Raw genomic sequence first — 22,378 nt, forward strand, 5'->3', positions numbered from 1 at the left:
AATATTTTTGGTTTTTAAGCATGTTATTTTCGGCTCTCACAGATCGCTTTTATTTCGGCAGTCCACTGTTCAGGAGTAGATTCGGGTTTTCCATGCCAGGTTTTAAGCACTTTTCCATCGGCATCCAAAAGAAGCGTCAGGGGAAAATTTCCTTCCTTGTTGTATATTTCGGCTAAATCTTCATTTCGTTTAACCTGCTGCGGTGTTCCGATATTTTTCTTTTTCCTTGGAAAATCAGCATTAACAAGTACCAGATTTTCATTTGCCATCTCTGAGAATACCTGGCTTTCAAGATAATCTCTGCGCGTCACAATGCAGGGTCCGCACCAGTCTGAACCCGAGAAGTTGAGCAGTATTAATTCATGTTTTTCTTTTGCTGTTTTTTTTGCATTATTAAAATCAGGTTCCCAGTTAATGGGAAGCACGGTCATTAAAAGCAATAATGTAATTAGTTTCATTTTGCAGTCTGTTTTTAGGTATATACGAAATAACGCATTGCTGCGATTCTTATTTTTTTTAATTGCTTAAGATTCAATTAATTTTTACTCCGGCTTCAGGACTGTTTTTCTTAAGCCGTATGAACCCCGAAAATATAACCGACCAAGGCTGAGGCTGCCATTGCAAAAGTTCCCCAGATGCAGATACGCATTACAGCTTTCAGCGTATGGGATCCCCCGGCCTTAGCGGCCAGCATTCCCGATAATGCCAAAAAGAGTATTGAAAAACCATACTGGTACAATACCATTTCTTTTATGGGAGCGAAAATAGCCACCAGCAGCGGCAGCAAGCCCCCTATGACAAAAGATACAGCTGATGCGAAAGCGGCCATTAAAGGATTAGCCTGGGTAATTTCATTGATTCCGAGCTCATCTCTCGCATGTGTTTGAAGTGCATTATGGGCTGTCAATTCGACTGCAACCTGTTTTGCCAGTTCACTGTTCAGCCCGCGCTTCATATAAATATGGGTCAGTTCCTCAAGCTCTGATTCAGGCATATTTTTAAGTTCCTCTTTCTCGCGGGTAAGATCAGCAGTTTCAACATCAGCCTGAGAGCTTACCGATACGTATTCGCCTGCGGCCATGGACAATGCACCTGCCACTAAACCGGCTGTTGCCGCCAGCAGAATAGGTTCTCTGCTCACGCTTGCAGCTGCCACGCCAATAGCCAGGCTGGTGGTGGATAAAATTCCGTCATTGGCGCCCAGAACTGCTGCCCTCAGCCACCCGCTTCTGGTGATGTAATGATTTTCAGCTTCCATGATTTTTTTGCATTAATTTAACCCAGTCCCGATTTTCAGATATTTTTGGACTGCCTCCAAAATTGGTTTTCAGCAGTTCCCTGATCTGAAATTGTGTCTTGTTCCGGGTGCTGTTTTTCCATTCATTAAAATCGTAAATATGAATCTGCTCTGCATTAGGATTTGCAATAAAAGAGATTCGGGATATGGAATACTTATATTTCTTCAGTTCATTTAAAGTACTGCGGCTGGGAACCACAATAAGTATGTTTTCCCAGTTCAGATAATCTTTAGCAATGTCATCTCTTTGCTCCAGTCCCAGAGACTCAAAGAAGGCTTTAATTTTTTGATTATTTAACCCTTCAATTTTTTTATCTATGTTTTTAAGAGTGTCCGAGAGAATCTCTCTATCCATAACATCCATTTTCATAGGTCTATAATTTCCAAATAAAATTACTTCAAAATACCTTTGGTTATCAGGCTGCTGCCGTTAGAATGATTCTAAATTTTATTCAGGCTTTTATTGCAGGATTAAATTGCAGTAAGTTAGCAGTACAATAACAGTATCGGCTTTTTAAAATGATGCGGCTCCTGGTCATGGCATCAGTAATGAAACATAATGAAATCAGGGTAACTTTTTAAAATTGAATAGGAGAATTAAATTTAACAAAGGAAAGTCTTCATGTATACCATAAATACACAGCTGGCATATTTTAACTGCAGTTTTAATTCTAAAAGGTTAATTCTAAATCTCAAATGGTTCAGACTTGACAAGGCCGATAGTTCCAGTTTAAACGCACTGTGCTTTAATAGTACTGAGCTTGAGCAGTTTCAGGCTTTTATAGGGCAAAATCCACTTAACTTTCCAGGTCAGTCTTTTGTGGAGCCCACTAAAATAGAAGAATTTGTTTTTTTTATAAACGGTAATGTTCCGCAGGGAATATTGTCATTTTACCCTGTTCTTTCAAAAAATGCAGATACAGACACTCATCCTTCAATTCATCAGGTCATGAAAATTGTCCTCACCGATGAAAATTATCAGCCTGCTGCCCATTACACATTGGATTTTGATGTGATTGGCAAGATTGAAATTTACAGGAATGCAAAATAAAAAAAATATGTGTTTATGAAGCTGTCTAATATTATTTTATCAGACAGATTGCTGTTATTTGTAAAATTGCTCTAACGGCGGGAAGTTGTAAATTTCAATTTCTACAGCGTATCGGCTTTTTGTTGTAAAGGAAGGGTCACCGTAAATTCAGCGCCGTTGTCCTTTTCCCCGGCTGCAGTTATTTTACCATTATGCCTTTCGGCAATCTTTCTGCACAGGGCAAGCCCAAGGCCATTTCCCTCGTACTGGTCTTTGGAATGCAGTCTTTCAAATGCCGTAAAAATCTTTTCTGCAAATTCAGCCTCAATTCCAATACCATTATCCTTTATTTTTATCTGTACAAAATCCTGGCCGTCACTATTGATGATGCTGCTTGTTATGATAATCCTTGGAGGCTGGTCCGCTTTGGAAAATTTTAAGGCATTTTGCAGGAGGTTATAGAAAAGCTGGTTAATTAAAATCGGCGCTCCCTGAATCTGTGGAAGATCAGAAGTAACTAAAATAGCACCTTTTTCCCTTATTATGAGCTCAAGGTCTATTTTTATGTCTTCAATAACCTTATTAAGATTAATTGTTTCTATAACCTGTGAAGTTTTGTCAAGGGTGGAATAGGTCAAAATTCCCTCTATGATATTTTCCATTCTCTGGGCAGACTGGCTTACTTTATGAAGGTATTTTTTAGATTTTTCATTAACATTTTCTTCTATGTCATTTCGTAAGAGTGTATTGAAAATTTTAATTTTTCGCAGCGGCTCTCGAAGATCGTGGCTCACTACGCTGGCAAAATGCATCAGATCACGATTGGAACGCGTGAGCTCATTTGTACGGCTTGCGACCTGCTTTTTTAGTTCCTCCTGAAATTCCTTATGCTCGTGTATATCCTGAACAATACCAATGATGGTCTTTGCAGACCCGTCTTTGTCCTTGATAATCTTTCCATTGATTTTAGCCCAGCGGTAGGAGCCGTCATCATTTAAAATCCGCGCCTCATAGCATATTTTTCCCGTTGCCTCCGCCTGCTGATGGGCTTTTTCGCGCGCATGAAGGTCCTCTGGGTGCAGCTTTGCAATTAAATCGTCATTTGTTGTTTCGCTTCCAATCGAGCAGATCGTATTGAAATTTGCTGAAGTCTTGATTTTTTTGGTTTCAAGGTCTATTTCATAACTTCCTATCCCGGAACTTTCTATGGCTATGGTTAATTTTTCATTTGCTTTCAGGGTTTCTTCTTTTGCTTTGTGCAGATCTGTGATGTCAGCGCCGGTGTTAAGCACGCCATAGACTTTTCCATGCTCGTCAAAAAGCGGAATAAAACTATAATTAAAGTAATATTCGGTCATAATTCCCTGCATGACCAGATCTACTTTTCTGCCCACAGCATGAAAAGCTGTTCCGGTTTTAAAAACGCCAAGGGCCTCATCGAGAATCTGCTGGTTTTCAATTTCAGGAACAACACTCAGATAGGTTTTTCCAAGTACATCATTTCCTTTGCCCCATGTTTTGATCATGGCATCATTGGCCAGTGCAATTTCTAAATTATCTCCCACATATACCCCGATGGGAAAGGGAATAGCATCAATTATATTTTGTAGAAGCCCTGGATTTCGGTACATAGCGTTAGGTTTGATTAGTGTTTTGGTCTTTAATGGCGAATATACTGGTTTTTAAAAAGTTTCCTGTTACAGGGATTCCATATTTTTTATCATAATTCCAATAATTGGCAGGTAATCATTTTTATTATTTCTTCTTTGCTATTTTGTTATTGGAAATGCCCCGCTGCTCTCTGCACTTAAAGCGGCTGATCTGCTCACAGCGTTTCTGCAGATGCTTTGTTTTACAATTTTCTACCCTTTTACGCCAAAGTATATAACTGCCGGTTTTGAGTTCCTTCTTCATTAAAGTTTTTACATCAGCTTCCTTAAGAGCAAACTGGTGTTCAATAGCCTCAAAAGGGGTTCTGTCTTCCCATGCCATTTCAATAATGCGGTCCAGGTCACGATCAGCAAACTGCTGTTTTAATTTTTTCATGATTGTATTTTTTGAGGGATTCTCCTTGAAGAATTGAGAAGAGCATAGCTAATTTAGATAAAATAATTTTTATTTTGTTTAATATTTATTTAAAATTGTCAAACAATTGTTATCTTTAAGATACTAAGATAACTTTATGCTAAAACACAGTTTAGCTTTTTTGATAATTAATAAAGAATATCTTATTTTATTGACAATCATAGCACAAACAGTCCTCCCAGCTCTTAAATTTAATCTTAAAAAAATGAAAACTATTGTAATTGTTGGCGGCAGTAAAGGAATAGGGAATGCTGTTTTAATGCAGAATCTGGAAAACTGCCGGATTATCAATATCAGCAGGACAGCTCCTGATATTACCCATCCGAATTTAATTCATTTTGCAATCGATGTGCTCGGGGATCCTTTGCCTGAATTTGAAAGTATGGATGCCCTGGTTTATTGTCCGGGATCTATAAACCTGAAACCCATTCTGGGCTTAAGTCTGGATGATTTCAGAAATGATTTTGAAATTAATGTGGTGGGAGCAGTCAAAGTGATTCAGCATTATCTGCCTGCGTTAAAGAAAGGGGAAAACCCTTCTATTGTTTTATTCAGCAGTGTTGCGGCAAAACTCGGAATGCCTTTTCATGCCAGTATTGCGGCCTCGAAAGCAGCAGTAGAGGGTCTGGTTAAATCGCTCGGCGCCGAGCTTGCCCCGTTAATCCGTATCAATGCTATTGCCCCGACTATTACAGAGACTTCTTTATCAGCATCTATTTTAAGAAACGACAGGATGAAGGAAAATATGAAGGAACGACACCCCTTGAAAAATTATCTAAAACCCGAGGAGGTTGGACGTATGGCTGGCTATCTTATCTCTGAAGATGCAGCATCAATTTCAGGCCAGGTTTTCGCGATGGATTATGGTTTGGTAAGCTTTAAATTGTAAAACAGCTCAGAGATGAAAATTCTTTTAACAGGCGCTACAGGTTATATCGGCAAGAGGCTGCTGCCCTTGCTGCTGGATCACGGAAATGAAGTAATCTGCTGCGTTCGGGATAAAAACAGGTTTTACTTTCCTGAACAATTTGAAAATAAAATACAGGTCATTGAAGCTGATTTTCTGGATCCGGAAAGCCTGAAGAGTATTCCCGATGATATAGACGCGGCCTATTACCTGATCCATTCCATGTCCGGCGCTTCCAATTATGATCAGCTGGAAAGCATTTCGGCACATTATTTTATAGAAAAAATAAACCAGACAAATGCAAAACAGATTATTTACCTCAGCGGAATTGTAAATGATAAGTCATTATCCAAACATTTGTCATCAAGGAAGGCGGTGGAAGATATTTTAAAGACTGCAGCATTGCCCTTAACGGTGCTTCGGGCCGGAATAATAGTAGGATCGGGAAGCGCCTCTTTTGAAATAATACGTGATCTGGTGGATAAACTGCCCCTTATGATTACCCCAAAATGGCTCAATACCAAATGCCAGCCGATTGCCATCAGCGATGTTTTGGAGTTTTTAATCCGCTCGCTGTTAAATCCGGCAGTTTATGGTGAAAGTTTTGATATCGGGGGACCTGATATTTTGACCTACAAGGAAATGCTGCTGGAGTTTGCCAGAGCAAAAAAACTACGGAGATACATTTACACCGTACCGGTGATGACCCCAAAATTATCGTCCTACTGGCTGTATTTTGTGACTTCAACTTCCTTTAAGCTGGCCTCGGCGCTGGTTAGCAGCATGAAAGTGGAAGTCATCTGCCGAGATAACAGGATTAACAGCCTGCTGGGCGTTACACCTATTACTTACCGGCAGGCATTAGAGAGGGCTTTGAAAAAAATCAGTGATGATGATATCATCTCGAGCTGGAAAGACTCCCGTGTCAGCGGACAGTTCAAAGGAAATGTTTCCCAATACCTGAAGGTCCCAAAAAAGGGCTGTTACATTGACAGAAGAAAAAGAGCAGTCATAAACAGGGAATATACAATTGCTCGGATCTGGTCCATAGGAGGAGAGACCGGGTGGTATTACGCCGACTGGCTCTGGGAGCTGCGCGGATTCATCGATAAGGTTTTTGGCGGTGTGGGCACCAGAAGGGGAAGGACGCATAAAACGCAGATACATGCAGGGGATGCACTGGATTTCTGGAGGGTTGTATATGCCGATAAGAAGCAGGGCAAACTGGTTTTGTATGCCGAGATGAAACTTCCGGGCGAAGCCTGGCTGGAATTTAAAATAATCAACAATACCTTATATCAGGCGGCCACTTTTAAACCCCACGGGCTTATGGGAAGACTATACTGGTATGCCGTGCTGCCGTTTCATGGTTTTATATTTGACGGCATGCTTAAAAAACTCATTTAAGGGTTTGTGGATAATGTGAGCTTGGCCTGCGGACTATTTTACAGCTGGGGGTATTGTACTGATATAATGCTGTTTTCAATATCCTGCAGTTTAAAAAGGTTTGTAAAATGAGATCCTGTGAGCATTAATTTTGTACGCCATAATTTCATTTGGGCATTTTTAGTACATTTGGAAATTATAAAACCGCTTCAATATGATAACTGATGAAAATCCGGATGCAGAAAGCCCAAAAGAAAAAGAGCCGGTAAAAATCTTATTGGCCGAGGATGATAAGGACGACCAGGAATTATTCATCGATGCCCTGGAGGCGGCGGATGTTCCCTCTGAGGTAACGGCCCTTGAAAACGGGCAGGAACTCGTGGATACACTCAGAGATAAATCCCAGCCCGATCCGGATATTATTTTTATCGATGTCAATATGCCTGTTAAAGGCGGAAAGCAGGCGCTGGAAGAAATAAAGGGAGACAAAGAGTTAAGGGACATTCCTGCCGTTATGCTCTCCACCTGGGATCATCCTGCAGATATTGAAGACACCTTTGATAAGGGGGCGGACCTATATGTCCAGAAGCCCAATTCTTTTAATGGCTTTGTGTTGGTACTAAAGAAGGTCTTTTTTCTGCACTGGGCCAAAGCTTTATTGGGTCCGGTTAAAAATTTATTTTTTGTTTATGAAAAGAACATCTCCCAGGGAGATTCTTAAGCCCACCTGTGTTATACCTTTATTTTGTCCTTGCGATACTGCTTTAGCCATTTTTCTGGAGAAGCTGGATTTCCTTTGGATCCCCTGATGGGTTTGACTAATGCAGTTTCGAACTTAAATCTGCTAGGTCTTGATTTATATGACTTTGTAGTTCTCAAAAATGCCAAGTGCCACGAATCTGCCTTAAACTTAGAATGGTTAAATATCGCTAAAAGCCGCCTTAACTTTTTGTGGCAAAAAAGGTATCCACTCCAAAGTTTCTAGCTTCAAAAAGCACCACGTGCCTCGATTTTGTCGCAAAACTTTATACTGGTGAAATATTTTAAGATCCACCTTAAGGTACTTATAAAAAAGTATCCACTCCAAAGTAAGTTTTATAATCATAAATCTATTAAATCATTTTTCATAAGAGATAAGTACAAATACCTTATTTTGGGTTCTGTCGCATCTGGGAATAACTTTTATCTTTAGAATTTTAAACCGATCAAAAGATGAATACTAAGGTCATTGTTATCCAAAATACATAATTCTTCAGGCAGTATATTTCAAGCTAAGATTTACACTTAGTTACCGTGATGTTGAAGAACTAATGAAGATTAGAGGAGTCATTGTGGATCATGCGACGATTCAGCGTTGGGTTTACAAGTTTGCACCTTTGCTTGAGGCAGAAATGAAGAAGAGAAAAGGCAGAGTGGGGGAGAGTTGGAGATTGGATGAGACCTACATCAAAGTAAAAGGTATTTGGTGTTATTTATATAAGGCAGTAGATAAATTAGGCAATACGGTTGATTTTCTTTTGACCAGAAAAAGACAAAGAATGAGTGCGCAGTCATTTCTAATTAAAGCAATTAGTAATAACTACAGACCAAGAGTAGTAAACATTGATAAAAGCGGTTCTAATACTGCCGCTATCAAAGTCTATAACAAACGTTCATTCACAAAGATTAAAATCCGGCAGTGTAAATATCTTAACAATATTGTCGAACAGGACCATCGATTTATAAAATGGAGGATACAAAATGGGTTAGGCTTTAAAAGTTTTGAATCGGCAAGACGAACATTGAGCGGAATTGAAGTTGTACATATGCTGAGAAAGAATCAAATGGTTAGACCAGGGATAACTATGTTTAAATCATTCTGTAAATTGGCGGGCTAACTTTTAAATTACTTCAATTTTTATATTTGATTCTGACAGATGCGACAGAACCGGGTTTAATGTTAAAAAACGTTAAAAGATGTGATTTCATTAATTCAATAAATGGAGCTATTAATATTAATATACTTGTAAAATGAAACTACATAACTTAGCATTTAAATGGATAACTTAAATAAGTTTTTAGCAAAATTAAATAATAGTTTTGAGATTATTTAGGTCAAAATTTGATGATTATTTCTGCCGATTTTGATGAAAATAATAAATATTTTTCCACTTATTTATTGTTCTTCCACAGAAGCTAAAAATTGATTTATTTCCCTTGGCGGCGACCAGAATCTTAAAGCCTAAAGCAAAGGTTCTTCTCGTATTTGTCATGCCGTGAAAATTAGCACTCATAAAGTTAGCTTTCAATAAGAAATTCTAAGTGCTATATGGTTCTTTTTTACTCCTTCAGATAAACACTCACCAATCTTTTAGTTGCGAAAAAGGTAGCAACTCCAAAATAGGAACATGACATAATATGGGCTGATTTAATAAATCGCATAAATGGCTAATCTCTCATAGTCTGTAAGTTCAAATCCGATTTTGAGGAAATAAGTTCGTTGCACTTTCTATTTTTTTGTTGCAAATTATAAAATGAAACCTTTTTACCGTTATTCTGTGTGGGTTCTTTCTTTAAATTTATAATTCCTTGCAAATGAGCGGACGCTTAAGCACAAAAAAATCTTTAATCATTTTTTAATCAGTTCTTCCATGACATAACAAATTAATCTCTAGTATAATTATAAATCTCTTATTATGAAAAAAAGAAGACATCTATTATCAATATTGGCGCTCTCGTTATTTACGTGCGCTGCTATTGATGCCCAGACGAAAAAAAGCCCGAACATTATTATTCTGCTGTCAGATGATACAGGATGGGGTGATTTAGGCCCTTATGGTGGAGGGGAAGCCAGAGGCGCAGCCACTCCTAATATCGACCGCATGGCAAACGAAGGAATGCAGTTCTGGTCCTTTTACGGCCAGCCAAGCTGCACACCGGGGAGAGCTGCCCTGATAACCGGAAGAATTCCCAACCGCAGCGGTATGACAACAGTTGCTTTTCCAGGAGATGGAGGGGGGCTTCCAAAAGCCGAATGGACTTTGGCGTCTTTATTGAAACGCAAAAATTACAATACTTTTTTCGCTGGGAAATGGCATCTTGGCGAGGAAGATTATTCTATGCCCATTGCGCAGGGTTTTGATGTGATGAAAAATGTAACATTATATCACTTGAATGCCTACACCTATACGGATCCGGATTGGAATGCGGACATGCCGGATGATATCAGAGCAACGTGGGTTAAAGGGACTAAAGGCGCACTCGAAGGAGAGGCAGGCAAACCTTATAGAGAAGTAAGAAAAATCGATGGAAAAGTGATTCCATTTTTAGATCAGTATACGGAAGAGGAATCCATTAAATGGCTGAAAGAGAATGCTAAAAAGGACAAGCCTTTTTTTATGGAAATTTCTTTTGCCAAAAACCACCAGCCTAACCTGCCTCATCCGGATTATGTGGGGAAATCTGCCGGAAAAAATAAATATGCCGACTGTATTGTCGAACTGGATTCAAGAATAGGCCGCATTATGGACGAGGTGCGCAATCTTGGAATTGCTGAAAACACTTTGGTTATCTACACAGTTGATAACGGCACTTGGCAGGATGTATACCCTGATTGCGGCTATACGCCTTTCAGAGGAACTAAAGGGACAGACCGTGAAGGGGGAAGCCGTATTCCGACCTTGGCTTGGTGGCCAGGGAAAATCAAGGCAAACAGTAAGAACAGTGACATTTTAGGAACACTTGATTTTATGGCAACATTTGCCGCTTTATCAGGACAGGAGCTGCCAACTGTAGACAGGGAAGGAAAACCGACTATTTTTGACAGCTATGATATGTCGCCGGTTTTATTTGGCACAGGCAAATCAAAAAGAAATATGTGGCTTTATTTTACGGAAGACGAATTGGCTCCGGGAGCAATCCGAATTGGTAAATTCAAGGCGGTATTTAATCTGCGTGGCGATGATGGCGCCCATACGGGAGGTCTGGCAGTAGATGCCAATTTAGGGTGGAAAGGGCCAGCAAGTTATGTGGCTACCGTACCGCAGATATTTGATTTATGGGCAGATCCCCAAGAACGCTATGATTTGTTTATGAATAACTTTACCGAGAAGACATGGTTTTTGCCAACTGTTCAAAACATTCTTGCGGATTTTGTCAAAACATATGAAAAATATCCGCCAAGTCCATTGCAGAGCCAAATGTATCCTGGACCAATAACAATCAATGATTACATAATGATGAAAAATGTTCAGGAAAAACTTAAAGCCACAACTACTGCAAAAAGAAGCGGAGGCGGGTGATAAAATATCGGCTGAAGATTGAAAGCTATTATTTGGCTGCCATGAAATATGTGATTTGTTTTAAGAAAGGGCCAGCTATGCTTGCGTATAAGCAGCTGGCTCTTTTTCTAATGCCGTCCCTCAAAGGTTTCTTAGCATGCAGAAGCATATGAAGCAAGCGAGAATGTTTGAGGTTTGGAAATGGCAGGGAAGAGCAAAAAAAGCCTCTCAAATCGTTATGTAGTGCCTTAACTTTAGCTTAATAAAGAAGGGAATGAAAGATTTCAAATTTTTATTAAGGTCATATTTTGACCACGAGCAAAATTAAATCAGATAAGATGAAAAAAGTAAATAATACAGCAGGCCTTAAATTATTCCTTTCCGTTGTTTTGCTGATCGCTGCAGCAGGATGCAAAAAAGAAGGGATTAAAGAAGACAGTACCGCCAAGGAAAAAGCTCCGACAGCCGTCTCAAGCGGTGATCATCTGCCATCATGGAACGATACAAAAGTAAAACAGGACATCATTGCCTATGTAAAAGATGTAACCAATACAGAAAGCCCTAATTTTATACCTGTAAAGGACCGCATCGCAACTTTTGACAATGACGGTACTTTATGGGCTGAACAGCCTTTTTATTTCCAGCTTTTCTTCGCCTTGGATCAGGTCAAAGCCTTAGCTCCCAAACATCTGGAATGGAAGAGCAAGCAGCCTTTTAAAGCAGTGCTGGAAAATAATATGGGGGAACTGATGAAGCAGGGCAAAGCAGGATTGATGCAGATAGTGGCCGTCAGCCATGCGGGAATGTCTACCGATGAATTTGAGGCTAGCGTAGGCAGATGGATCAGCACGGCGAAGCATCCGACAAAGAAAAAACTTTACAGAGAACTCATTTACCAGCCTATGCTTGAATTGGTCAAATATCTGCAGGATAACCAATTCAAAGTATTTATTGTTTCAGGAGGCGGTATTGATTTCATGCGCGCATGGGCTGAGGACGTCTACGGAATCCCAAAAGACCAGATTGTGGGCAGCACACTCCAGGCGAAATATGACTACAACAATGGCAAACCGGTGATAACAAAACTGCCTGCCCTGGATTTTAATGATGACAAAGAGGGAAAACCAGTTGCAATAGAAAAGTATATTGGAAAAAAACCGGTTTTCTCGGCAGGAAATTCAGACGGCGACCTTCAGATGCTGCAGTGGGCGGCTTCCAATAAATACAAGAATTTTGAATTGTATGTCCACCACACAGATTCTATCCGCGAATGGGCATATGACAGAAAATCTCCAGTGGGTACACTCGATAAAGGGCTTGACGAGGGAAAGGCTAAAAATTGGGCTTTTGCGGACATGAAAAAGGATTGGAAAGTGATTTTTCCTGGCAATTAACTAATTAAAATGCAAGCTATGAAATTAAAAATATTTAACCGGGAAGCAGAAGGCTCCAGAGACTATGCTGCGTGATTAGTGATGCTCTTCGCGGGGTGCATTGCTGGGGCTGCGCAGGAAACTGAAGAAAACAAGGAACTGCAGAGCGGTGCCACTTCGGTAAAACTATCGCAGGAAGTGATGAATCCCACCACTTTAGCCAGGCAGCTGCAATTGGAAGAATATGCAATTTTTAAGACTGAGGGACAGGATGGATTCGCACAAAATTTTCGTTTTAGGGGGATAATTCCTTTGAAAGAAGGATTTTTAATAAAAGTGCCGCAGCTGATAAGGGTTATTACTTTTTTAAATACGGCGCCAGACGGCAAAACTGGATTGGGAGATCTGACTTTGAATAGGTTTTTTCTCCTCACCAAGAAAGGCTGGGGGGAGTTTGGTGCGGGATGGAATATTCAGATCCCTACAAGAACCGACGACCAGCTGGGTTCTCCCCAGTGGAGTATCGGGCCGGCTTTCACAGTAATTTTCACGGATCTTTGAAAATGGCAGATGTATTGGATATGGGAAAATTTTTTCTCCATATCTGGAAATGACACGTATGGAGCTTTTGTCAAAGAAGCAATGCTAGTCTCTTTTGCTTTCATTGTTTAGCTGATGGACCAGCCGATCACTTTGCGGTCAAAAAGATCTAGCACCACAGTGAGATACAGCCAGCCTTCTTCTGTTTCTACGTAGGTCATATCAGAAACCCAGACTTCATTATTTCTGCCTGCTTTAAAAATCTGTTCCAATCAGTTTTCGACGACCTTGCTATTGAGGAATGAGTTAGTAGTCCTTTTGTATTTCGATTTTGCAATGCTGCTCAGATGGTTTTCCTTCATGATCTCACCGACAAATTTCCTGGAAACTTTTATCCCGATAGTATCCAATTCTTTAGCAATTCTCGGACTTCCGTATCGGCACTGGCTCCATTGGTAGATTCTAATAATTTCGTTTATGACGAAAGTTTTTCGCTGGGCCCCTGCGGTGGGTATTCTTTTGCGCCATCGGAAAAAACTGCTTTTGTGGATCTGAAAAATCCGGCACATCTTCTCAACGGGAAATTATTTCGAGTTTTCTCTGATGAATTCATATTTCACCCGCCGCTCTTGGAGAAGATATTTTGACACTTTTTTAGGATGTCTCTTTCAATTTCCAGCTCTTTGATCCGTTTTCGCAGTTTAATTAACTCATTTATATGAGATGCTTCAGCTGAGGTTCTTTTAATGTTAAATCTGCCTTCCTGATAGAGCTTTTTCCATTGCTGCAGTGTGCTTGTGCTGATATTGAGCTCTTTTACCACCTCAGAGACGCTTCCGCAGTGGCTGCTCATGGTGGCTTCCAGAATCTTGAAGCCTAAAGTAAAGGTTCTCCTCGTATTTTTCATGCCTGTAAAAATAAGAATTCATAAAGTTAGCTTTCAATAAGAAATTCTAAGTACTGCATCCTACTTTTTTACACTTTCTGATCGATACTGTCTAAGCTTTTAGTCGCGAAAAAGGTAGCAACTCCAATCTTAATTTTTAGTCACAAAAAGGCATCAACTCCAAATTTTTGATTGTAAAAAAGTATATTAAAAGTAAATTATTATTCTAAAAATGTTCGCATCACAATATTGTAATTGTGTCTTCTCTAAATTTGATTTTCCACCTTGTCTTAGTTCAAGGTTTTATAAATCCCAATAAAGCTTCTGTTAATCTATTAAGAATATTTATTTTCTCTAAATTTGCATAAATTTCCAAGAATTTTCGAACATAATGATACGAGTACTACCTATATTCTTACTTTTTACTTCTTTTTTTCTTCATTCTCAATCTTCAACAAAAGAATTGATTGACAGCTTAAATGCTATTGATGATCATGAAAAAAAGGTCAATTTATGTCGAATAATAGCAACTCAATTGCAGTCTACTGACTGGAATAGAGCGATAAAATATATTGAGTTAGCAGAAAGTGAAGCCAAGAAAACAGTAAAGCCAGCAGAAACTTTAGCTGGAATATATACAACTGCCGGAGACCTGTACTATTCAAAAGATGTTTTAGATGTTGCTCTTCAATACTACTTAAAATCATACGATATCTATAAAGAGAAAAACAATGTTCAGGAAATTGCAAATACAGAAAACAATCTTGCCATTGTATATGCTAAAAGTAATAATCAAGAAAAAGCTTTGAAGTTTTTTTCTCATGTTTACAAATATCAAAAAGCGAAGAAGGATTCTGCGAAGCTCGTTAAAATCCTAAATAATATTGGAACAATTTATCTTGATAAAAATGCCGATTCATCATTGCATTATTATCAGAAAGCCCATTTGATTACTACTAAATTAAAGGATAATACTTTGGCCGTATATATTTATACCAATTTAGCAAGGACTTATACTTTAAAAAAGAATCAGAAAAACACAAAATTCTATTTTGAAAAAGCTTTTTCTCTTTTAGATTCAATTACTGACAATTCTCTAAAGTCATTTGTTTACGAATCTTTTTCTGAATATAATTTAAAAGACAGGAGGTTTGAAAATTCTATTGAAAACGCCAAAAAAGCTTTAGGATACAATAAAGAAAAAGCATTTGGTTTTTCAAGCATGCGTTTAAATAAAATACTCTATGAAGCTTATCTAGGTAAAGAAGATTATAAAAATGCAGTACATTATTTTCAGAAATACAACCAGATAAGCGACAGTATCGACATAGAGCAGAAAGCCGTAAATCTTGAACGAATAAGGCTCGAGCAAGATTATAAAGTACGAAGCCAAATTAGATCCTTAGTCGAAGAAAAAACAAGATTTAAATATTATGTTGTTGGATTAATTCTAGTTGTCGGGATTTTGACTTTGATTCTTTTATTAATTCGTTATCGTAACAGAAATATTAAGAATCAATTAGAAAAAGAGAAGCTAAAAGCCAAACAGCAAGAACTAAAACAAAGTCTGGAAGCAAAAAACATGGTTTTGATCGGAAAAGCAATGTCGGAAATACATCGTACAGACAATATCAATGAAATCCTGACAGATCTGAAGAAGATCAAGCTCCAAACGGCCAATAAAGAAATGCAAAATGCGATCGACATAGTTTTAAAACGTCTGGAAAAAGACTTAAATACAGATATCTGGAAGGAATTTGAAATAAGTTTTGAGCAGGTTCATAAATCTTTCTTCGATAAACTTGCAGTTGACTATCCTTCACTAACTCCAAAAGACCGAAGATTATGTGCACTGCTGTATCTTGATTTAACTACAAAAGAAATTTGCCAAATAACAGGACAATCGTACAAATCTATCGAAAGCGCCAGAGCAAGACTTCGCAAAAAGTTTGATTTAACCAACGAGAAAGTAAATCTATCTACTTATTTAACTACGCTAAAACACAACGAGTCATAAAAATAATTTAAAAATTAAGTGTTTGATTTATTGTGTGTTATGTAAAAAAGAATGTTTTTGAAGGGTACTTTTTTTGCCCGCGAATGTTTTTACATAACTCCTTTTTTTTAGCATTTCTGAGTCTCACTTTATATTCGCCGAATCTATTATAAAAAAGGATTGGATGAATACTAAGAAAAAAAAGGAACAGACTAAAAGTCTGGATGAGCTACTGGAAGAAACAAAAACAAAGAAGAGTGCACTCTTAAAAATTCTACAAAAAATTACAAAAGCAAATTCTAATAATCAGCCTCCAGGATGATTTTTAGCATTTGCTTTTGTTGCTTGTTATCAACCCTAAAAAAAAACGTGAGTTTTCATTTAATCAAACAACCTTAATATTAACTTTTAAATTAAAAAAATGAACCAAACCTACTCTAAGCCCAGGTATTTGTTTGTTTTGTTGAGTTTCTTTGTCTTTTCCTTTGGAATGGCTCAGTCGCCTTTGCAAAAAAACAAATCGGCTAATGTGCAAATGGCGATTCAAACGCCAGGAAAAACCACAACAAAGGATCAAGTTTCTAAGAAAACAAGCGATTCAAATGCTTTTCAGGAAGCTGACGCCAATGATCCTCTTCTTCCAAAACAAGAAGATATTAATGGTAAGAAACTTTCACAAAAAGAAAGTGAAGCCGTTAATCAGCAATTTAAGGCAAGCCAAAAGCTTTTTAAACCAAATGCAAGTTCGGCTAAAAGTAAAGCAACTGCCCAGGATAGTATTTTGAAGGTCAAGTCTTTTGCAAAATCTGCAAATTTAACTTCCAGAAATGTTTTTGAAGTTAAAAAAGCCGCTTTTGGGCTAAGCAGTTCAGATAAAATGCAATTGAAATCTGTTTCAGACAAAAATGGCAGAAGTCTGGCTACCTATCAGCAATTGCATAATTCTATTCCTGTAGAAGGAGCTATTTATAAAGTCAGAGAGAACAAAACCAAAATTGATGCTTTTGGGCAAATTACCAGCAAACTTCCTGCTAACAGTTCTTATAAAGTAAATGCTTCTCAAGGGTTAGAATATGCCTTGAAAGATGTAAACGCCAAAGAATATCTTTGGCAAAGCAAAAAATTAAGCTCTTTGGTGAATAAAAAAATAAGCCAAAAACCGCAAGGTGAACTGGTTTACGTAGGGCCAAGTTTTTCTTCTGAATTGAAAGAATATCATTTGGCTTGGAAGTACGATGTTTTTGCAACTAATCCGCAATCGAGCCAAACTATTTACGTTGACGCAAATTCTGGTAAAACAATTTTAAAGATTGATTTAAACAGAGATGTTCGTTCAGCTTCTTCTGCTCCTGTTGATGGCCGAGCAGCTATTGGTAATGGAAAAGCAAGATTTGCAGGAAACGTTACTTTTGGAACGACTCAATATGCTGAAGGTTATAAATTGGAAACTTTAGAGGGTAAATTCAAAGTGCCGATTTATACTTTAAATATGAATCATGCCGAGCATGCATCTGATGAAGTGCTTACAGAATATATTGATGAGGATAACAACTGGAATGATTTATACAACAAAGATCACGATGAAGCGGCGATTGATATTCATTGGGGATTGCAAACAACATTAAACTATTACGAAGAAAAATTTAACCGTAATAGTGTTGATGATAAAGGAATGACCATTTTTGGACTTGCGCATTTAGGAACTCATGTTCAAAATGCATCGTGGACTGGCGGATGGGCACAGTTTGGCGATGGAGATACGCAGCCTTTTGTGAGTTTAGGAATTACGGGTCATGAGATGACACACGCGGTAACGCAATTTTCAGCCGGTTTGATTTATCTTGGAGAATCTGGAGCTATGAATGAATCATTCAGTGATATTTTTGGTATTTCTATTGAGCTGTACGCTGGAAAAGATTCTAAGAATGACATTTGGATGCTGGGTGATGAATTGTACAAACACGGAAGTTTGAGAAGCATGGCAGACCCAAAAGCGGCCGGCCAGCCTGATACTTACGGAGGCGAATTTTGGGCAGATCCTGCAAATACAAGTTATGATAATGGCGGTGTTCACCAAAACAGCGGAATTACCAACTATTGGTATTATCTTTTGGTCGAAGGTGGACAAGGAGTTAATGATCTTGACAATAGCTATACTATTAAAGGCCTTGGTTTAGCTAAAGCAGAGAAAATTGCATATCTAACGCTTACAGAATATTTGTCGCCTTCTTCAAATTTTAGCGACATGCGTCAGGCTTCTTTATTGGTTGCAGAAGATTTGTACGGACTAGGTTCTGAAGAATACAAACAAGTTACCAATGCATGGTATGCAATTGGTGTTGGCGCTGCTTATTCAGATAAACAGCTTTCGCTTGTTTCTGTTCAAGATCCTTCTTTGCCATGTGGGCAATTAAAAGGTGATGAACCTTTTTATGTGACTCTTAAAAATACTGGATCCACTCTAATTAAAGCAAACGAAGTTCTAAATTACAAATTGAGAGCAATGGCAGGTGCTTTAGGCAGACTTATTGAGTTTTATTCTAATGATGGTACAGTTACTTTTGATAAGGATCTAGGTGTTGGAGAAGAAATTACTATCGAAATTAAAGATAATATTCCATATCAGGTGGGAGGTGCCACAAATTACATAGAAGTGAAAATGGATCTTAACCCAATTGCTGAATTTGGCCAAAAAGATGGGTATTCGTTTACTTCACAAATCATAGTTCCAGCAGCTCAAAAAGATTTTGATATTAAAGTAACAAATCTGGAGATTCCGGATTATACAGGTGATGCGCTTACAGCAAATCATACTTTGGCAATTTCGCTATATAATTTAGGCTGTCAGGATATTCCGGCTGGAACTAAGTTAAAAATTGGATATGCAGATACGACTCCGGGAAGTGTTACTGTTTGGAAAGATATTACTTTAGAGACAGACTTTAAAGGAAAATCAGAAATCAAAATTCCATTTGACACAACAGTAGATTTATCAGCAATTGGCTTGCATACGTACGAAGCTTATGTAACATTTGATAAAGATCCCGTTACAGCAAATAACAGTATTTTGAATGCTGCTTACAGTGGTACTGTTACTCAATTCCCATATGTTCAAGGCTTTGAAAGAACTCCTGGAGGATGGAATTCAAAGGCTTTGAGTGAAAACCAGAAATTCATATTTCAGAATTATCCGGCATCATTTAGATCTGTTAAGTCGCAGTATATGTGGGGAATGGTAGACTTTAAAAGCAATGACAGAATGGGACTTAATTCTGATTTCGTTTTAGAATCGCCAATCTTTGATTTTACTAATGTGGTTTCTCCATATGTTGAGTTCGATTTATATTATTTACTGCATAGAACATATGACGGTTTAATTGTTGAATATTCTGAAGATAAAGGCAAAAACTGGAAAAAAGTAACTACAGTTAATTATCCGGAAACAGAACATAACAATGATCTATTTGATGGCGGCTGGTTTACAGGGGTAAATAATAGTCTGAGAAAAGACCCTTATCAAATACGTTTAAATGAACTTGCCGGAAAAAAAGCTGCAATTCGTTTTCGTGTAAAATCTGATGACTATTATGACGGCTTTATAGGAGGATTTATAGATAATATTTTAGTGAAAGACGCACCCTATGATTTAGAAGTAGTATCTGCGAAATTAGACGCTGGTAAATGCGACATCAACAATAATAATGCTGCCGTAAGTATTAAAGTGACTAACAATTTTGCTACAGCTAGCCAGGCCGTAAATGTTACGACTAAAATTCTGGATGCCGCTCAAAATGAAATTTTTTCACAGACAGAAAAGAGAACTTTAGTTTTTGCTAAATTTAAAGATACAATTACGATAAGCGTTCCAAATATCAATTTGAAAACTGAAGGCGAGCATACTGTAGCAGTTTCTGTCTTCCCGGAAGATATGCTGCAAGATGTAAAGCAAGCCAATAATTCCTATGTACTTACATATGACAATTGGAACAATGATGACATGAAAGTATCTGTACTGCCATACAAAATGGATTTTGAAGATGCTTCTAAGTACAAAGGCTGGAGAACTTCTGAAAATAAGGGAGCGGCCGGCTGGAAATACGGAGAGCGTGCCGATTTAGGTTCGCCAGGATGGTTTATTGAGGATCATACTCATTTTATGGCTAGTAATGATGACAAATGCAATTGCGATTCATCGAACGATATGCTGGTTTCGCCTGTATTTGATTTGACAAATTATAAAGAAGCGCATTTATCATTTGACGGTTTTGGAGATCCTCAACAGTGGTCAGATGGGTATGTAAAAGTAAGTACAGACGGAGGTCAGACCTGGAAAGAAGTATTTCACACGCCATATTATGGCGCTTGGTGGGAATATGGTGTTGATTTAACAGAATATGCTGGAAAATCTTGCGTAATGATAGCGTTCCAACACAATGATAATGGATTTTTTGCGAACGGCTTTGCAGTAGATAATATCCAAATCAAAGAAGCTAAATCGAATTTAAGGCCTTCTAATTTAGTCGTTGCAGAAACGGTTTACGAAGATGCACCTTCACATGAATTCAATATAAACCTTCGAAATTCGGCTTACAAAACATTAGATAAATTTACAATTGAATATCAAATTTCTCAAAACGGAACTGCTGTTGGAAAACCTGTTTCTGTTGAAAAAAGCGAGGAAATACTAGTTGGACAAACTATCACATACAAAATAGATGGTTTGCCAAAACTAGCTCCGGGCAAATATGATATTGCTGTAAAAGCATTCACAGCCAATGAGTCTAAAGATCAGGCTCAGGTTTTAAAAGGATCTTTTGAAGTTATTGAAAAAGCACCGGAATTTACTGTTGAAACTTTCTCAACTGTACCAAGCGGTTCATTATTTGGGCAAAAAGGTTTTGTTTCGAGTTTAAGTGATGATAATTATCCATGGAGAGTTGTGGTTAATCCGGACAATGAATATTTGACCGTACCTCAAAAAGATCATACAGGAGATACTGCGGCAAACATGCTTTATAGCCAGCTGGAAGGTTTGTCTTATTACAGCGAGTTGGTTTCTCCAATGTATAAATTAGATGAGAATGCAAGCGCTTTTGAGTTTTATTATGCAATGCAAAGTAATGCTAATGACATTTTCCTTGTCGATATTAAAACGGTAGGAGGTACCTGGACGGAATTATGGAGAACAAACAAAGAAGGTTCTTTTGTTGACACCGAGTGGAAGAAAGTCGATTTGAATATTACTAGATATAAAGGAAAATCAGTAATGTTCCGTTTCAGACACGCTAAGTCAGATGGCTATTCATACATGGTTTTAGATGATTTAAAAGTCTTTAACGAGGCTGTTACAGATGTTTCTATGCAGATTTTATCGCCAAAGGATGTTTGCGGAAACGAAGAATATAAAGTTAAATTGACAAATGAAGGTCAGATTGCTATTAAAGAGAATTCTATTGAGGTAGAAGTAGAATATTTGAATACTTCAGAGAAAATCTCAGAAGCGGTGGCGGCAGGAATTCCAGTGGGAGGAAGTATTGAATATACTTTTAAAACAAAACCAAAATTAATTCAGAATGGTGATTCCCAAGTTTTCAATTTTACAGCAAAATTAGAAAATGACATCATTGCCCAGAATAATACAATTGAGGATTATACCTATCAGGGAGTGGCAGGAGATTTTAAATTATTTGACAATCCATCAGTCCACGGGTACGCAGGAAAAAGCGTTTATCTTAATGCCGAATCTAATTTGTTAATCAGAGAACTTGATGCAACTTCATATAAATGGAGTACGGGAGAAAATACTTCTGCTATCGAAGTAACAAAAGCCGGTGATTATATTGTAACCGCTATTTTGAAAAACGGATGTTCAATTACAGAAAAAGTAAATGTAACATTTGACACTTTTGAATCTGAACTAGTAAGTGGAGATGTTTGTGGGCCAATAGTGGTTTTAAATCCAGGAAAATACAAAGCCTACGAATGGTTCGACGGTTCAACCGATCCAACTTACAGCACAACAGAAAGCGGTGATTATTATGTAACCGTTTACAATGAAAATGGATTAGGTAAAATTTTCAACACAACAATTACAGTTCTTGAAAATATTGCACCTCAAATTGAAGTTGTAGGCGAAAAGAAAATTGCTGCAACGGCTGATGCTCCTGCTTACCAATGGTATTTAAATGGAAGAATCATTCCAAACGCAACTCATAAAACAATTGTGGCAATTTGGGAAGGAATATACAGTCTTCAGACCACAAATAGTAATGGCTGCAGCAGCATGTCAGAACCAATCGATTCTAAAGGTTTGATTATCGGAAAATTAACAAATCCGTTCAGAGTTTTCCCGAATCCGATTGTTGACACGGCAAATATCTTCCTTGCAGAAAATGTTGATGGACAAACACAAATAAAATTGTATGGTATGAATGGTAATGTATTATGGAATAAAAACTATTCTAGCATGCCGTCGACAATAAATATTAGTGAATTACCTGCGGGCGTGTATGTTTTAGATTGTACAGTACAAGGTAAAAAGTACACAACTAAAATTATCAAGAAGTAACAAAATTACAGATAGAAACGGTAACTCTATAAAAATAGAGTTACCATTCTT

General features: G+C 37.9%; 18 protein-coding genes and 1 pseudogene. 11 read left to right on the forward strand and 8 right to left on the reverse strand.

Going from position 1 to position 22,378, the window contains the following annotated elements; all coding sequences use genetic code 11:
* Window positions 1-23: 23 nt before the first annotated feature.
* The 3 genes from HYN56_RS17220 to HYN56_RS17230 all read right to left on the reverse strand — a co-directional run bounded on the left by HYN56_RS17220 (window position 24) and on the right by HYN56_RS17230 (window position 1,667).
* Complete coding sequence (locus HYN56_RS17220) at window positions 24-458, reverse strand: thioredoxin family protein (RefSeq protein WP_109193307.1); 435 nt, start codon at window positions 456-458, stop codon at window positions 24-26.
* Between the two features lie 110 nt (window positions 459-568).
* Window positions 569-1,258 carry a VIT1/CCC1 transporter family protein gene (locus HYN56_RS17225; protein WP_109193308.1) on the reverse strand — a complete coding sequence of 230 codons (690 nt, stop codon included), beginning with the start codon at window positions 1,256-1,258 and terminating at the stop codon, window positions 569-571.
* The gene (locus HYN56_RS17230; protein WP_240622578.1) at window positions 1,248-1,667 is read right to left on the reverse strand and encodes a hypothetical protein; all 420 of its coding nucleotides are present in this window, start codon (window positions 1,665-1,667) and stop codon (window positions 1,248-1,250) included. The genes HYN56_RS17225 and HYN56_RS17230 overlap by 11 nt, the downstream gene beginning before the upstream one ends.
* Before the next feature lie 252 nt (window positions 1,668-1,919).
* On the opposite strand from HYN56_RS17230, the gene HYN56_RS17235 reads away from it, so the two are divergent.
* Window positions 1,920-2,348 carry a hypothetical protein gene (locus HYN56_RS17235; protein WP_109193309.1) on the forward strand — a complete coding sequence of 143 codons (429 nt, stop codon included), beginning with the start codon at window positions 1,920-1,922 and terminating at the stop codon, window positions 2,346-2,348.
* A 101-nt stretch (window positions 2,349-2,449) separates the two neighbouring features.
* Here the strand turns inward: HYN56_RS17235 and HYN56_RS17240 are convergent, their stop codons facing one another.
* Window positions 2,450-3,958, reverse strand: coding sequence for a sensor histidine kinase (locus tag HYN56_RS17240; protein WP_109193310.1), 1,509 nt, complete (start codon window positions 3,956-3,958; stop codon window positions 2,450-2,452).
* Between the two features lie 124 nt (window positions 3,959-4,082).
* Complete coding sequence (locus HYN56_RS17245) at window positions 4,083-4,373, reverse strand: TIGR03643 family protein (RefSeq protein WP_109193311.1); 291 nt, start codon at window positions 4,371-4,373, stop codon at window positions 4,083-4,085.
* A 244-nt stretch (window positions 4,374-4,617) separates the two neighbouring features.
* Here HYN56_RS17245 and HYN56_RS17250 point away from each other — a divergent pair, with 244 nt between their 5' ends.
* The 7 genes and pseudogenes from HYN56_RS17250 to HYN56_RS17285 all read left to right on the forward strand — a co-directional run bounded on the left by HYN56_RS17250 (window position 4,618) and on the right by HYN56_RS17285 (window position 12,898).
* On the forward strand, window positions 4,618-5,301 hold the full coding sequence (locus HYN56_RS17250) for an SDR family NAD(P)-dependent oxidoreductase (protein ID WP_109194855.1): 684 nt from the start codon (window positions 4,618-4,620) through the stop codon (window positions 5,299-5,301).
* Between the two features lie 12 nt (window positions 5,302-5,313).
* Window positions 5,314-6,726, forward strand: coding sequence for an SDR family oxidoreductase (locus HYN56_RS17255; RefSeq protein WP_109193312.1), 1,413 nt, complete (start codon window positions 5,314-5,316; stop codon window positions 6,724-6,726).
* Between the two features lie 193 nt (window positions 6,727-6,919).
* Window positions 6,920-7,426, forward strand: a complete 507-nt coding sequence (locus HYN56_RS17260) for a response regulator (RefSeq protein WP_109193313.1) — start codon at window positions 6,920-6,922, stop codon at window positions 7,424-7,426.
* A gap of 511 nt (window positions 7,427-7,937) precedes the next feature.
* A pseudogene (locus HYN56_RS17270) lies at window positions 7,938-8,582 on the forward strand (IS6 family transposase); the annotation flags it as partial.
* Between the two features lie 798 nt (window positions 8,583-9,380).
* Complete coding sequence (locus HYN56_RS17275) at window positions 9,381-10,985, forward strand: arylsulfatase (protein WP_109193316.1); 1,605 nt, start codon at window positions 9,381-9,383, stop codon at window positions 10,983-10,985.
* A 317-nt stretch (window positions 10,986-11,302) separates the two neighbouring features.
* Window positions 11,303-12,358, forward strand: coding sequence for an HAD family hydrolase (locus tag HYN56_RS17280; protein WP_109193317.1), 1,056 nt, complete (start codon window positions 11,303-11,305; stop codon window positions 12,356-12,358).
* Between the two features lie 78 nt (window positions 12,359-12,436).
* Window positions 12,437-12,898, forward strand: coding sequence for a hypothetical protein (locus tag HYN56_RS17285; protein ID WP_146194605.1), 462 nt, complete (start codon window positions 12,437-12,439; stop codon window positions 12,896-12,898).
* Window positions 12,899-13,005: 107 nt separating this feature from the next.
* Here the strand turns inward: HYN56_RS17285 and HYN56_RS17290 are convergent, their stop codons facing one another.
* Genes HYN56_RS17290 through HYN56_RS17300 form a run of 3 tightly spaced genes read right to left on the reverse strand, consistent with a single transcriptional unit; the run spans window position 13,006 to window position 13,784 of the window.
* Window positions 13,006-13,149, reverse strand: coding sequence for a DDE-type integrase/transposase/recombinase (locus tag HYN56_RS17290; RefSeq protein WP_109193319.1), 144 nt, complete (start codon window positions 13,147-13,149; stop codon window positions 13,006-13,008).
* Complete coding sequence (locus tag HYN56_RS25320) at window positions 13,150-13,446, reverse strand: IS3 family transposase (protein WP_109193320.1); 297 nt, start codon at window positions 13,444-13,446, stop codon at window positions 13,150-13,152.
* Window positions 13,447-13,493: 47 nt separating this feature from the next.
* The gene (locus HYN56_RS17300; RefSeq protein WP_109193321.1) at window positions 13,494-13,784 is read right to left on the reverse strand and encodes a transposase; all 291 of its coding nucleotides are present in this window, start codon (window positions 13,782-13,784) and stop codon (window positions 13,494-13,496) included.
* A gap of 370 nt (window positions 13,785-14,154) precedes the next feature.
* Here HYN56_RS17300 and HYN56_RS17305 point away from each other — a divergent pair, with 370 nt between their 5' ends.
* From HYN56_RS17305 to HYN56_RS17310, 3 genes are all read left to right on the forward strand, one after another.
* Window positions 14,155-15,780, forward strand: a complete 1,626-nt coding sequence (locus HYN56_RS17305; protein WP_109193322.1) for a tetratricopeptide repeat protein — start codon at window positions 14,155-14,157, stop codon at window positions 15,778-15,780.
* A 163-nt stretch (window positions 15,781-15,943) separates the two neighbouring features.
* On the forward strand, window positions 15,944-16,081 hold the full coding sequence (locus HYN56_RS25100) for a hypothetical protein (protein WP_167398330.1): 138 nt from the start codon (window positions 15,944-15,946) through the stop codon (window positions 16,079-16,081).
* A 99-nt stretch (window positions 16,082-16,180) separates the two neighbouring features.
* Window positions 16,181-22,327, forward strand: coding sequence for a M4 family metallopeptidase (locus tag HYN56_RS17310; RefSeq protein ID WP_109193323.1), 6,147 nt, complete (start codon window positions 16,181-16,183; stop codon window positions 22,325-22,327).
* Window positions 22,328-22,378 lie beyond the last annotated feature (51 nt).

The organism is Flavobacterium crocinum (assembly GCF_003122385.1).
Lineage (GTDB): Bacteria > Bacteroidota > Bacteroidia > Flavobacteriales > Flavobacteriaceae > Flavobacterium > Flavobacterium crocinum.

Excerpts from the sequence above, each read along its gene's own strand:
- HYN56_RS17220 (WP_109193307.1), bottom strand. The coding sequence starts at position 458 with ATGAAACTAATTACATTATTGCTTTTAATGACCGTGCTTCCCATTAAC.
- HYN56_RS17225 (WP_109193308.1), bottom strand. The coding sequence starts at position 1,258 with ATGGAAGCTGAAAATCATTACATCACCAGAAGCGGGTGGCTGAGGGCA.
- HYN56_RS17230 (WP_240622578.1), bottom strand. The coding sequence starts at position 1,667 with ATGAAAATGGATGTTATGGATAGAGAGATTCTCTCGGACACTCTTAAA.
- HYN56_RS17235 (WP_109193309.1), top strand. The coding sequence starts at position 1,920 with ATGTATACCATAAATACACAGCTGGCATATTTTAACTGCAGTTTTAAT.
- HYN56_RS17240 (WP_109193310.1), bottom strand. The coding sequence starts at position 3,958 with ATGTACCGAAATCCAGGGCTTCTACAAAATATAATTGATGCTATTCCC.
- HYN56_RS17245 (WP_109193311.1), bottom strand. The coding sequence starts at position 4,373 with ATGAAAAAATTAAAACAGCAGTTTGCTGATCGTGACCTGGACCGCATT.
- HYN56_RS17250 (WP_109194855.1), top strand. The coding sequence starts at position 4,618 with ATGAAAACTATTGTAATTGTTGGCGGCAGTAAAGGAATAGGGAATGCT.
- HYN56_RS17255 (WP_109193312.1), top strand. The coding sequence starts at position 5,314 with ATGAAAATTCTTTTAACAGGCGCTACAGGTTATATCGGCAAGAGGCTG.
- HYN56_RS17260 (WP_109193313.1), top strand. The coding sequence starts at position 6,920 with ATGATAACTGATGAAAATCCGGATGCAGAAAGCCCAAAAGAAAAAGAG.
- HYN56_RS17275 (WP_109193316.1), top strand. The coding sequence starts at position 9,381 with ATGAAAAAAAGAAGACATCTATTATCAATATTGGCGCTCTCGTTATTT.
- HYN56_RS17280 (WP_109193317.1), top strand. The coding sequence starts at position 11,303 with ATGAAAAAAGTAAATAATACAGCAGGCCTTAAATTATTCCTTTCCGTT.
- HYN56_RS25320 (WP_109193320.1), bottom strand. The coding sequence starts at position 13,446 with ATGTGCCGGATTTTTCAGATCCACAAAAGCAGTTTTTTCCGATGGCGC.
- HYN56_RS17300 (WP_109193321.1), bottom strand. The coding sequence starts at position 13,784 with ATGAAAAATACGAGGAGAACCTTTACTTTAGGCTTCAAGATTCTGGAA.
- HYN56_RS17305 (WP_109193322.1), top strand. The coding sequence starts at position 14,155 with ATGATACGAGTACTACCTATATTCTTACTTTTTACTTCTTTTTTTCTT.
- HYN56_RS25100 (WP_167398330.1), top strand. The coding sequence starts at position 15,944 with ATGAATACTAAGAAAAAAAAGGAACAGACTAAAAGTCTGGATGAGCTA.
- HYN56_RS17310 (WP_109193323.1), top strand. The coding sequence starts at position 16,181 with ATGAACCAAACCTACTCTAAGCCCAGGTATTTGTTTGTTTTGTTGAGT.